4 protein-coding genes are annotated in these 14,032 nt (G+C 53.3%); all 4 read left to right on the top strand.

The window, feature by feature from the left end:
* Positions 1 to 306: 306 nt before the first annotated feature.
* The 4 genes from B5F17_RS05315 (at position 307) to B5F17_RS05330 (ending at position 14,017) form a co-directional block, all read left to right on the top strand.
* Positions 307 to 4,740: an S-layer homology domain-containing protein gene (locus B5F17_RS05315; protein ID WP_087371601.1), complete on the top strand. Its 4,434-nt coding sequence runs from the start codon at positions 307 to 309 to the stop codon at positions 4,738 to 4,740.
* 225 nt (positions 4,741 to 4,965) lie between these two features.
* Positions 4,966 to 7,251, top strand: a complete 2,286-nt coding sequence (locus tag B5F17_RS05320) for an S-layer homology domain-containing protein (protein ID WP_162608088.1) — start codon at positions 4,966 to 4,968, stop codon at positions 7,249 to 7,251.
* A 225-nt stretch (positions 7,252 to 7,476) separates the two neighbouring features.
* Positions 7,477 to 11,568, top strand: coding sequence for an S-layer homology domain-containing protein (locus B5F17_RS05325; RefSeq protein ID WP_087371610.1), 4,092 nt, complete (start codon positions 7,477 to 7,479; stop codon positions 11,566 to 11,568).
* 343 nt (positions 11,569 to 11,911) lie between these two features.
* On the top strand, positions 11,912 to 14,017 hold the full coding sequence (locus B5F17_RS05330) for a copper amine oxidase N-terminal domain-containing protein (protein ID WP_162608089.1): 2,106 nt from the start codon (positions 11,912 to 11,914) through the stop codon (positions 14,015 to 14,017).
* Positions 14,018 to 14,032: the final 15 nt, after the last annotated feature.

The following is a 14,032-nucleotide window of genomic DNA, read 5'->3' on the forward strand; positions in this document are numbered from 1 at the left end:
AAATATAATAGTATATGCAGACAGTCGTCCGACGCGAGCGGGCGGCTGTCTTTTTTTGTGACACTCGTTATCATAAATTCGCTGTTATAACTATCCATATCAGAATACAAATGGTATAAAATTAGAACAAATAAACGGTTTAAAATAGATTTTTGTAATAAAATACACACAATAAATGACAAATGATTACGGTTATGTTACACATTGTCTGTAAATATTGAAAAGATAAAATCTCTCTGGTATGATACTGCCATACAAGAGGCGGGGCCGCTGCCCCCCAACGACCAAAAAGGAGGAAATATTCCTATGAAGAATCTGAAAAAGGTTCTTGCCATGGTTCTGGCTTTCGCATGCACTTTCAGCATGTTCGCCGGCGCTAAGGTGTTCGAGGATGTCAAGGCTGGCTCCGATTACTCCGAGGCGATCACCATGCTGTCCGATCTGGGCGTTATCCAGGGTAAGGACGATGGCAAGTATCATCCCGATGACACCATCACCCGTGCAGAGGCTTGCGCAATGATCGCTCGTCTGATGACCGGTGATCCGAACGTTTCTCAGTACGTTGGCGCACAGTCCTTCGTCGACGTTGCAAAGGGCTCCTGGAAGGACTCCGCAATCGGCTACTGCTACATCAACGGCATTGTTGTTGGTGTTGGCAACAACAAGTTCGAGCCCGACCGTGCAATCACTGACGCTGAGTTCGTTACCATGGTCGTTCGCGCAATGGGTTACGAGACCGCTGACATGAAGCAGAACTATCCGTTCTCTTACATGTCCAACGCACAGGCGATCGGCCTGCTGGACGGCGTTAAGATGGTAGCAAACACCGACGCACTGCGCGGTGAGGATGCACAGGTCATCTACAACGCTCTGTTCACCGACTACGCACGCGGCGCGAAGCTGGTCAACACTGCACATGGTACCTCTGTTGAGCAGTACCCGACCCTGGCTGAGTCCGTTTGGGGCCTCAACCGTGCAGGCGTTGGTACTTACACCGGTAAGGACGACGAGACCGCTACCCTGACCAACTGCAAGGCTCATACCTGGGTCGTTGTTGGCGCTGACAAGCAGAAGGAAGGCAACATCCTGGCTTACCCGATCGCTGACGACGAGACCGAGATCTACGAGTCCGGCCGAAATTCTTCCAACGGCACCAAGTACGTTCCGTACTCCTTCAAGTACGAGGGCGATGTTGCGGCAATCACCGGCTACGAAGTAGAGCTGTGGGGCCAGGGCAAGCACGGCCAGCCGACCTGGGAGAAGGGCGAAGGCAAGTTTGTCTTCTCCGACAACTGGACCATCAAGGCTGCTAAGACCGTTAAGGGCCAGACCGCTTACGAGTATGATTCTTCCAAGGCTGATTCCAAGTCCACCAACGGCACCATCGAGCTGGGCGAGAGCAAGCTGGATCTGAAGTCTGTTGCAGCAAATGCAAAGAATCTGGCAAAGGCAAACACCACCAAGACCGGCCTGACCACCTACCTGACCAAGGAGTCCTTCAACGGCGTTGAGACCACCTCGGACAAGAAGGTAGAAGAGGCACTGAACGTTCGCAACGGTGCACAGTACAAGCTGATGGACTGGAACTCTGACGGTGACATCGACTGGGTAGTTGTTTCTCAGGCAAACTACTACAAGGTAGAGTCTGTCAACTCCAAGCGTCTGACCGTTTCCACCATGTCCGCCAAGAACTCCGACAAGAAATCCGAGGAGACCAGCACCGATGAGGTTACCGCAACCTGGAAGCTGGACGACCTGAACGAGAAGAGCGATTACAAGATCAAGTATGAAGCTCCGGAAGGTCTGAAGGACGGCGACGTGATCGAAGTTACCTACAAGACTTCTTACGTCAAGAGCGAGAAGTGCGAGGTTGTCACCGCAACCATCAAGAAGGTTGAGGCAAACTCTCACGAGCTGGATAAGGTTTCCACCAAGGATACGCTGCAGCTGACCTTCGACGGCGACGTTATGAAGATTGCGCAGAATAAGAACGAGGGCGACGTTATTGTTCCGGCAAACCCGACCACCTACGGCGATTTCGACGACGAGGAGCTGGGCACCGAGTTCAACCTGTGGACCGACCGTAACGGCTTCATCGTTTACGCGGACTACGCGAAGGAGTCCTCCAACTACATGATGATTCTGGACACCAAGGACGGTTCCGATAAGACCGGCGACCGCAGCCTGGCTGTTGCAGACATCCTGCTGGCAGACAACTCGGTTAAGAAGGACGTGAAGTTCGCTTCCGACCTCAAGATCGACAGCAAGAACGACAAGTCTACCGGTTACAACAAGTCCGATCGTACTTGGGACGAGAAGCTGGTTGTTGGTAACGTATACAAGTACTGGACCGACGGCGACGGCGTTGTTACCAAGATGGAGTCCATGATCTCTGTTAAGGAAGCAAAGCACGACAAGAACTACTCTTACAACAAGAGCTCTGACCGTCTGAAGGACAGCAGCGACAACTACGTTGCATCTCTGGAAGGCGCAAAGGTTGTCTTCGCAGTTACTCAGGGCTACATCTCCGGCTCTGGCAGCGATCTGAAGGTAGATTCTGACAATGTAATGGCTGTTAAGAAGTCCGACATCCCGGATATCCGCAACGGCAACAACACCACCGGAACTGCTTACCTGACTCAGAATGCAGACAGCTGGCTGAAGGATGTCAAGGATACCAACGGTACCGACGGTGCACGTTTCATCGCAAACGTTGACAAGAACGGCGAGGCTTCTGCTGCAATTCTGGGTGTTGAGAACTTTAACAAGTTCAACGACGCTTCCACCAAGGTTGGTCTGGTTACCAGCGTATCCTACGACAAGAACAAGGTCGTATCCATCGACGTTGCTTACAACGGCAAGGTTGACACCCTGTCTTCCGCAGAGAAGAAGGACTTCGACGATATCGTTGAGGCTTACAACAAGACCAGCAAGAAGGACGAGAGCCTGTCCAGCCCGACCTCTACCGTTAACAACACCCTGTTCGGTGGCGCGAAGCTGTCCGACTACCTCAAGAAGAATGGCGCTTACGCTGAAATCACCACCGATGGCGATGGCAAGCTGACCGCTGTTACCTTCATGGATCAGGATGGCAGCAACAAGGTTGTTGGCCACTACTACGAGGTATCCCGCCGCATCATCACCAGCGTGAAGAACGGCAACGTTGCATTCGGCAACCAGGATGCTTACTTCTACAACAACAAGAACCTGTACTCTGTTGGCCGCCTGAACGTTTCCGATCTGGATCTGGCGAAGGATGTACAGTACTACTCCATCAGCGGCCGTCCGACCCGTCATGATGACAAGTACGACAACCAGATGCTGGCTGTTACCAATGGCTTCGACGGCACCCCGAGCATCAAGGCTGAGTCTGACTCCGTCCTGATCAACTCCTACATCAACGACAAGTTCGACACTGCTGATACCTATCAGGTAGCTGACCTGGCTCGCAAGATCGGCGGCGACATCGTTGCAGCATTCGCATTCGACGGCACTCTGGGTGAGGTTGACAAGGCTGTCAGCAACCTGGGCGACCAGACCATGAAGGCTGGCGAGAGCAAGACCCTGACCGTTACTGCTCCGGCAGGCCAGACCGTAACTGCTGTTAAGGACGTTAAGGTCAACGGCGGCAGCGTAAACGGCATCACTGCAAACGCACAGAGCACCAACGAGATCAAGATCGACCTGACTCGTGATGTTGCAGCAGGCAAGTACACCGTTTCTTACACCTACACCATCGACGGCAAGGACTACAACGGTTCCTTCGTTCTGACCGTTCAGGCTGCTGACGCTCTGAAGGTTAACACCGTAAAGCCGATGGCTGACGCAACCACCGAGGCAGTAGGCGGCTCTGTACAGGATGCAAGTGGCGCAACCTTCTTCACCCTGGCAGACGGCAACAACGCAGTAAGCAATGTCACCGGCATCACCTTCAAGGATGCACAGGGCTTTGACGTATCCGGCGTTTCCGTTGCAGCTGGCAACAATGGCGTATACAAGGCAACTGGCCTGACCGCAGGCAAGACCTACTCGATCCTGGTTGACGGCAAGGAAGTTGGTAAGCTGGACGTTATCGCAAACGGCGGCGCTTCTGTCAAGCTGGCAGGCGCAGCAAGCAAGTCCATCACTGACGCAACCATGCTGGATACTGTAAACGAAGAGTACTCTGTTGATCTGGCTGGCGTACCGGCAAATACTAAGATTGTAGTTGCTGAGAATACCATCGATCAGCACACCAGCACTACCTCCGCTACCAAGGACGGTATCACCGTTGAGGTTAAGGATGGCAAGGTTACCGTAAAGGGCACCCCGACCACCAATACCACCAAGGATACCTTTAAGGTTGGTTACTGGGATGGCGCGAAGGCTGTCGAGGCATCCGTTGAGGTTACCCCGAAGAAGCTGACCGCAACCGAGATTACCGCTACCTTTGCACTGGATAACACTGCAACTGGCGATAAGAACAAGAAGCTGTCTATCACCCTGTCGTACAAGGGCCAGCAGCTGACCACCGAGCAGGTTGCTCTGCTGACGCTGAACAGCACTGCTGGTAGCCACACCATTACTGGTGGCGGCTCTGCAAGCACTGTTGATGCAATCAATAGCTCTGCAAATCCGATTGTTCTGACTCTGAATGCAGCTGCTGACGCTCAGATTACTGCTGTTACTCTGAATGTCAATGGTAATGCAATGGTTGATAACCTGCAGTACAGCGGCCTGACGATTGATCAGAATCCGTAAGCGAGAAACTGTATAGTTTATTGCACCAATCCAAAAGGACACCCTTCGGGGTGTCCTTTTTCTATTCCCGCGCTCAGACTTCCCGCCAATAACCCGGGAAAAATTTCCGGTTTGGCGACTTTTTTTACAAATATATTTCATTTGCCACCGTCCTATTGTCCATTTGATGTGCGTTCGTTATACTGGAGATAAGCATAAAATCTGCAAATGGAGGTGTTCATTTCTATGCTGCGCAAAATATCCCGCATCGTGGTATTTTTCTGTGCGCTTGCGCTTGTGACGGTTGGTACAGCGCTGGCGGCAGCACCGGCGGGTTCTCTGTTTGCCGTGCCCAAGACCGGTATAGACGGCGTAGAGCGCTGGGGCTATATGGACGGAACGGGCAAGGTTGTGATTGAGTGTATGTACGCGGCGGCCGAACCGTTTGACGAGTCGGGCGTTGCGGCGGTGTATGATGACGCCGGACGGGCGGCACTGATCGACGCACAGGGCAAGGTGCTGACCGGCTGGCAGACTGCACCGCAGTCGATCGAGTACGAAAACAGCATCGCAGCCTTTCGGTATACCGACCGCACGATCTTTTTCACTGCTTCGGGCACGCGCATCGGTGAATATCCGGGCGCGATTGGTTTTCCGGTCAATGAGCGCGTGTGCGTCAAGACCGGAGAGGGAAAGGATGCACGATACGGATACGTCGACCTGAGCGGTACGTCGGTCATTGCACCGGTGTATCTGGAAGCCGGACAGTTTTCGGGTGGCCGCGCGCTGGTGCGCGACTTGCAGGGCAACTGCCATTTGATCGGCACCGACGGCCGGGAACTGGCGGCGCTGCCTGCGGGTGCAGACCCGGCGACGCTGACCATTTATAATGACTGCGTCATCATCTTGTATAACCGTGCCGACAAGTACGCGCTGTACTCGGTCGAGGACATGCGCTTTGCGACCAGTTATTCGTATGATGAGATTTTACCGTTCCACGAAGACCGCGCGATGGCGCGCGTGGGCACTGACTGGGGACTGCTGACCGTGGTCGGCACCGAGGCAGTCAAGCCGACCTACCCGTATATGAGCTATATGGGTGACGGCCTGTACGCTGTACGCGGCGTGGACGCGGGCGCGTCGGTCATCGACCATAACGGCAAGGAAGTTTACCGTACAGACACCTACGCGGGCGGTTTCCAGACCTTCCGGTACGGCATTTCGTGGCACGGAACAGCGAACGGCGACGTGGTGTTCTTCAATGCGTCGGGCAGTCTGAAAAAGACGGTGTCGGGCATTGAGACACCGGAGATCGTCGCGGAGACGGTCGCCAAGGTGTACAAGGACGGCACGACCCAGTACATCAACATTTACAATGGCCGTACCTTATATAATAATGTACGCGCATACGATCTCGAGGGCGGCATTCACGTGACGACCGAGACCTACGAGAAGTATCTGGGCATGCAGGAGGACGGCACCGAATACGGCTGGCACATCGAGTACCCGCGCCTGAGCGGGATGAAGAACGAGGCGGTGCAGACGCGCATCAACGACAGCATCCGCGCATTTTTCACGGCAGGGCCGAGCGGCCAGTCCGGACGCATTGCACTGACCGCGACCTACGGCATGTCGGTGGAAGGCGACGTGCTGGTGGTATGGGCGAGCGGCGTGAGCGACCTGGGCGAGGCGGCGACCATCTGGGACACGTCGATCGGTCTGGATTTGAACACGGGCGCACGCTACACAGCCGACAAGGACCTGTTTAACGACAAGCTGCTGGAGGTCACGAGCAAGCTGCTGCCGCAGAGTGCACCGTACTATGGCTCGCCGCGCATGGACAAGGACGGCGTGACATTTTTCCGTGACTACCCGGCGACGGGCACGGCGCAGCCGTACACCGAGAGCATGCACCTGACCTTCGACCAGCTGGCCGAGGCGATCAACTTTGACGGCGCGTGCTACCGTGCGCTGACCGGTTTTACGGGCACGGTGTACGCCGATGTGCCGTATAGTCACTGGGCGTTTGACTACGTGGCCGAGGTCTCGTCCAAGGGACTGATGACGGGCGACGAGCGCGGCTTCCGTCCGGAAAGTCCGATTTTGACGAGCGAGGTCTGCGCGACCGTGGCGCGCGTTTTGGAGCTGCCCGACGGCACGATGCCGGGTGTAGACGCGAGCAAGTGGTACGCGGGCGAGCTGGGCGCGGTGTACGAGGCCGGACTGCTGGACGGCTTCGACGTGTACTGGTTCGACCCGGACGCGGTGATGACGCGCGCGGACGCGATGCAGCTTTTGGCGAACGTGCTGACCTATCAGGGACGCGCGGGCACGGAGATGAGCGCGAACGAGGTTATGAGTAACATTTCGCACTTCCCGGACGCCGAGCGCGTGCCGGCAAACCGCCGCCGCGCGGCAGCGATTTGTGTCAGAGCCGGACTTGTGCAGGGCGATGAGAACGGTCTGCGTCCGTCCGACGCCTTTACGCGGGCGGAATTTGCCAAGATCGTGCTGTCGATCGCGGAAAACTGAACCAAAAGAGACTATCCCCCTTGAGCGGTGATCGATGGAAAATCGGTCGCTGTGTAATCAAGGGGGATTTTTTAACAAAGTGTTGTCACAAAACCTGTGTAATATTACACTTGTGTTACGTCTCGGGGTGTCACATTGACTTTGCGTTTTAAGACTGTTATGATGTATCCATAAAAGAGGCGGGGCAGGAATGTCCCGCGAGATCAAAAAGGAGGAAATATTCCTATGAAGAATCTGAAGAAGGTTCTTGCTATGGTACTGGCGTTTGCATGCACTTTCAGCATGTTCGCTGGCGCTAAGGTGTTTGAGGATGTCCCGGCGGGCTCCGATTACTCCGAGGCTATCACCATGCTGTCCGATCTGGGCGTTATCCAGGGTAAGGACGACGGCAAGTATCATCCGGAAGACACTATCACCCGTGCAGAGGCTTGCGCAATGATCGCTCGTCTGATGACTGGCGACCCGAACGTATCTCAGTACGTTGGCGCTCAGTCCTTCACCGACGTTGCAAAGGGCTCCTGGAAGGATTCCGCAATCGGCTACTGCTACATCAACGGCATCGTAATCGGTGTTGGCAACAACAAGTTCGAGCCGGACCGTGCAATCACCGATGCTGAGTTCGTAACCATGGTTGTTCGTGCAATGGGTTATGAGACCGCTGACATGAAGCAGAACTATCCGTTCTCCTACATGTCCAACGCTCAGGCTATCGGCCTGCTGGACGGCACCAACATGGTAGCTTCCACCGACGCTCTGCGTGGTGAGGACGCTCAGGTTATCTACAACGCTCTGTTCGCAGACTACGCTCGTGGCGCTAAGCTGGTTAACACCACCCACGGCACCTCTGTTGAGACCTACCCGACCCTGGCTGAGTCCGTTTGGGGTCTGGAGCGCGCAGCTGTTGGTACCTGGACCAAGGACAGCTCTGATGACGAGAATGTTACCCTGACCAACTGCAAGGCTCATACTTGGGTTGTAATCGGCGCTGATCCGGACGAGGATGGCCACATCCTGGCTTACCCGATCGATGACGACACCACCGATATGTATAACTCTAAGGAGTCTCACGCTTACACCGCTTACTCCTTCAAGTACGCTGGCGATGCTAATGCCATCAAGGGCTACCAGGTAGAGCTGTGGGGCGAAGGCAGCCACGGCGAGCCGACTTGGGAGAAGGGCGACGACAAGTTCGTTTACTCCGAGGATTGGGAAATCAAGGCAATCAAGACCGTAAAGGGTCAGACTGCTTACGATTACAACGCTTCCATGGCTGACTCCAAGTCCGACAACGGCACCATCGAGCTCGAGGATGCTTCTCTGGATCTGGAGTCCGTAGCAGACAATGCTGCAGTAATCTCCAACGAGGGTACTTACTCTGATCTGACCACCTACCTGTCCAAGGACGAGTACAACGGTGTTAAGACCACTTCCGACAAGAATGTTGAGAAGGCTCTGAACGTACGCGACGGCGCTCAGTACAAGCTGATGGACTGGGATTCCGACGGCGACGTTGATTGGGTAGTTGTTGACGAGGCTAACTACTACAAGGTAGAGTCCGTTACTTCTAAGCGCCTGACTGTTTCCTCGATGCTGAATGAGGGCAACGAGGATACTCAGATCTCTTCTAAGAATGTTACTTGGAAGCTGGATGACCTGAACGACGCAACTGACTATAAGGTCAACTACGTAGTTCCGGAAGATCTGGAAGAGGGCGACATCATTGAGGTAACCTACACCAACGCTTACGATAAGGGCGAGAAGAAGGAAGTAGTTACCGCTACCGTTACCAAGGTAGAGTCTGAGACCGCTGAGCTCGACAAGGTTTCCACTAAGGATGACCTGGAGCTGACCTTTGGCGACGACGTTCTGAAGATTGCAGAGAACACCGTTCTGGGCGACGTAGTTGTTCCGGCTAACCCGGCTAAGTACGAGGACTTCGACGATGAGGAGCTGGGCACTGAGTTCGCTCTGTGGCAGAACCGCAACGGCTTCATCGTTTACTCTGACTACGCTAACGAGACTTCCAACTACATGATGATTCTGGACACCAAGGACGGTTCCGACAAGACCGGCGACCGTAGCCTGGCTGTTGCAGACATCCTGCTGGCTGACAACTCTGTCAAGAAGGACGTAGAGTTCGCTTCCGATCTGAAGATCGACGGCGAGAGCAACGGTAACGGTTACGATAAGGACGAAGACCGTTCTTGGGATGAAAATAAGGTAGTTGGTAACGTCTACAAGTTCTGGCAGAATGAAGACGGCGTCATCACCAAGATGGAGTCCGTATTCAACACCAAAAATGTTACTAAGAATGCACAGGACAGCGATTACAGCTATGCTAAGAAGGCTGATCGTCTGAGCAATGAAGGCAATAAGAGTGGCACCGTTGCAGCTCTGGAGAATGCTGATGTTCTGTTCGCAGTAACTACTAACTACATCCATAAGGATGGCAACTCGGATGCAAATCTGAAGGTCGATGCAGAGGATGTTCTGGCTGTAGAACAGTCTGATATTCCGGAAATTGTTGCTAGCGATACTGTAAACACCAACGACACTAAGGCTGCTCAGATGACCGCCAATAAGGATAACTGGCTGACTGCTTCCAAGGGTACCGCTAACACAGCTGCATACATTGCAAATGTCGACGCGAGCGGCGATGCAACCGCAGCTATCCTGGGCGTTGAGAACTTCAACCAGTTCGATGCAGCTTCTACCAAGGTTGGTCTCGTAACCAGCGTATCTTACGACAAGAACGACGTTGTTGAGGTCGAGGTTGCTTACAACGGCGAGGTTACCACTGTTAAGTCCGCTGAGGATGTAGACTTCGAGGATGTTGTTGAGCAGTACAATGGTTCTTCTGACGACGATCTGACCACCAAGGAAGCAGCTGCTCTGCTGAAGAACAATGCTGCTTACGCTGAGATCACCACCAATGCTGATGGTGTTCTGACCAACGTTACCTTCATGGATGTCAATGGCAACACCGCTAAGGGCCATTACTACGAGGTAAATCGTGATGTTATCAAGGCTGTTAAGTCTGGCTACATCACCGTTGGTACCGATACCTACACCTTTGCAGACGATGAGAATCTGTACTCTGTTGGTTATCTGAACACCAAGAGCAAGGATCTGGCTGACGACGTTCTGTACTACAGCATTGATGGCACTCCGACCATCTATGACACCAAGAGCGCTGACTACACCGACAAGGTTCTGGCTATTGCTAACGGCTTCGACGGCAACCCGGATATCACTGCTGAGACCGCCTCCAACCTGGGTAACGGCTCTGACGTTGATGACGAGTTCAACGATGCAGATACCTATGTAATTGCCGATGTTGCTTCTAAGATTGGCGGCGACGTTGTTGCAGTTTACACCTTCGACGATACCCTCGGTGAGGTTGATGCAGAGGCAAATGCTAAGGCTATCCCGTCTGTCACCAAGCTGACCTTTGCAACTCCGGATGCAGATGATCAGAAGTTCACTTGGACTGAGATCGGCGGCGCTGATGTTGATAAGGTAGTTTCTTCCGACACTACTATTGCAACTGTCTCCTACACCTCTGGTAATGAGGCAACTGTAACCCCGAAGAAGGCTGGCAAGGTTGTTGTTGAGCTGTTCGACGGCGATACCAAGGTTGGTCAGGTTGAGGTAGAAGTTCAGAATATTGCACTTCCGGACTATACCCTCGGCGAGGCTACTCAGGGTAAGTCTGAGGTAACTGCTGTTGCAAATGCTAAGGTTGAGATCACTGTTGGTGGTACTGTAGTAGGTACCAGCAATAAGGCTTGCCGCCTGGTAATCGGCACCGATAGCGTAGCTTTCGATTCTGTTGTTAGCAACGCAGCTAACACTGCTACTGCTATCGCAGATGCAGTAAACGGTGATGATGCAATGGCTCGTAAGTACAGAGCTGAAGCTAATAGCGATAAGGTAACCATTACCGCTGTAACTTCGGATGTCAAGGAATTCACTGCAACTGTTTCTAAGCCGACTGCTGAGACTGGCACCTTTAATGCTGTTGCAACTCCGGTTACCGAAGCCTCTGCACAGCAGAAGGGTGTTGCAACTCTGACCATTACTTCCAGCGCAAAGACTAATGCTACTCTGCAGCTGGTTGTTGATGGCAATAAGTTCACTGGCACGGCTTCCATCAAGGAAGGCGACAGTGCAGAAACTATTGCAAATAAGATTGCTACGGCATGCAGCTCCTCGATTGGTTATGACGTATCGGCAAAGGGCAATGTGATTACTGTAGCTCAGAAGGACTCTTTCATCAAGAATCAGGATATGGTTCTGTCGATTGTTGAGGCTTAATCACCCCGTGTGATTACCCATCAAGTTAACACTTGAGTCCAAAAGGGGCTCCGCTTCGGCGGGGCCCTTTTTCTATGCTAAATGACTGTTAAAATAGCGAATTTTAGCGATTAGGCAGAGATTTCATGACTTGGCCGACGGGGTCGGCCACAGCCTTATGGAAAAAGATTCCACCGGAATCTTTTTGTGCCCCATAAGGTTTTCAAATTGTTCACAAACGAGGGGAACTTTTCATTGTTCCCGTTCGTCTATTATGATAGAATAGGGATAACAAGGTATCCTTTATCGCCCGGTCGCCGTCAGCGTCCGGCGAAAAAAACCGGAAATGAGGAGGTCTTACTCAATGAAATTCATCAAGCGTTTGGGTGCGCTCTTTGTCGCCCTCTGCCTGATGGCCACCATGGTTCCCGCAGCTTTTGCCGCTGACGCAAAGGCCACCGGTGCCATTACCCTCACCATCGGCAGTTCGACTATGTCGGTCAATGGTACTTCTACCACCATTGACGCAGAGGGTTCCCGCGCAACCCTCTACAAGGGATATACCATGCTCCCGCTGCGCTCTGTCGTCGAGAATATGGGCGGCACGGTTTCCTGGAATGCTGCAAACCAGCAGATTACCATGAAGTATAACGGTTCCACGGTCAGCATGACCCTGGGTTCCAAGACCGCTTATGCAAACGGCGTGGCAAAGTCCATGTCTGTCGCACCCTTCACCGACAACGGACGTACTTACGTCTGGCTGCGCTCGCTGGAGTTCTTCCCGGGCGTGACCGTTGACTGGCGTGCAGACACCCGTCAGGCAACCGTCGTTTATCCCATGGTCGCAGGCTCTACGCTGGCGACCCAGCCCGTACAGCTCAAGATCACCAACACCTCGACCGTTGCTTATAAGGAGATCCGCTTTGCTCCCGCCGGCACCGAGGATTGGGGCAACAATATCCTGACCAATGAGCTGTACGCAAACAGCATTGCAAACGTCACCGCGAACTTCGCAAAGGTCAAGTACGACATGCAGCTGACCGGCGTTTACGGCTATAAGTCTTATATCCGTAACCTGGACTTTTCGAACGCAGGCACCTACGGCTCGCTGACCATCACCTCGGCTGACGCTGCAACCCTGGTACTGGACGGTGTACTGGCTTCGGGCACCGACTCGAGCGTTCTGCTGACCGTCCGCAACAACACCGGCAACGTCATCACCTCGATCGTTTACGGCTCGGCTGCGACCGGCGCATGGTCTGACGAGCAGCTGGCGACCCGTTACCTGGCAGCCGGCGGCTACACCACCATGACCCTGCCTTACGCTTCCGCGAAGCCCTACTACGACTTCCGCATCACTTACCAGAGCGGCTGGCAGGTAACCTACACCAACGTAAATCTGGCTTCTTCCTGGGGCACCCAGATGGTAACCTTCAATGCAAACGGACAGGTTTCCTACGCGAACTCGTCCACCTCGACCAACAGCGGCAGCACGGAGATTACCTTCAAGAACAACTATGGCAAGACCGTTTACGAGCTGCGTATGGCTCTGTCCAACACTGACTCGGCATTCCGCAACGCAAAGAACCTGATCGATACCACCAAGAACGGCGATACCGATAAGTTTAGCATCGACCTGACCGGTATGCGCAAGTGGTACATCCGTGCATACGATAAGGACGGCGACGTCATCGAGTCCGGCAGCGTTACCTTCTCGTCCACCTCGCCCAAGACCGCTACCATCACCCTCAAGAAGAGCGGCTTTGCACTGGGTTCGTCTTCGTCCTCGAATGATGGCCTGCTGATCTCCAACCTGACCGATCAGGATATCTATGGCATGTTTGTCATCGATCCGGATGATAAGATCAGGGATAACTGGGATTACGACGACTTCAACGACGAGTACGACGATATCGGCGATCTGGATAAGGGTGAGTACGATCTCTTTGATCTCGACTTGTACGGCTCCAAGGACAATGAGCTGACGCTCGTTGTATTCACCAGCAAGAAAAACTTCGTCAAGAAGGACATTACCTTTAATAAGAACATCTCGAATATCGGCGTCATCTGCATCACCAGCCTGTCTTCGAGCAGCATGTCGGTCAAGACCTATGACGACGGCGCAGATGACCTGGACGATGATCAGATTGTATTCACGGTTTATAACGCCGATTCCAAGTACAAGCTGAGAAATGTCTACGTCCGTGATGCCGAAGACGGCGACGCAGACAAGGACGATACCGTCAATAAGTTCGACGGCAAGAAGATCTGGTCTTCGACCGATCTGTCCAGCGGTACTGGTACGGTTGCACTGTTTGACTACGACGAGTGGAAGAACGATGGTTACTACGACTTCCTGTTCGAGTATGATGATTACTGTGTCACCGTGGACAACGAGGATCTGAGCGATTACAGCTATTTCGTTCAGTTCGAGGTTGATCACAGCAGCGCTGATGTAGACGGCGAATAAATCCTACATGGTATA

It is taken from the genome of Butyricicoccus pullicaecorum (genome assembly GCF_002160355.1).
Classification (GTDB): domain Bacteria; phylum Bacillota; class Clostridia; order Oscillospirales; family Butyricicoccaceae; genus Butyricicoccus; species Butyricicoccus pullicaecorum.

Bases quoted from the DNA above. Each gene is read 5' to 3' on its own strand.
- B5F17_RS05315 (WP_087371601.1), top strand. From the start codon at position 307: ATGAAGAATCTGAAAAAGGTTCTTGCCATGGTTCTGGCTTTCGCATGC.
- B5F17_RS05320 (WP_162608088.1), top strand. From the start codon at position 4,966: ATGCTGCGCAAAATATCCCGCATCGTGGTATTTTTCTGTGCGCTTGCG.
- B5F17_RS05325 (WP_087371610.1), top strand. From the start codon at position 7,477: ATGAAGAATCTGAAGAAGGTTCTTGCTATGGTACTGGCGTTTGCATGC.
- B5F17_RS05330 (WP_162608089.1), top strand. From the start codon at position 11,912: ATGAAATTCATCAAGCGTTTGGGTGCGCTCTTTGTCGCCCTCTGCCTG.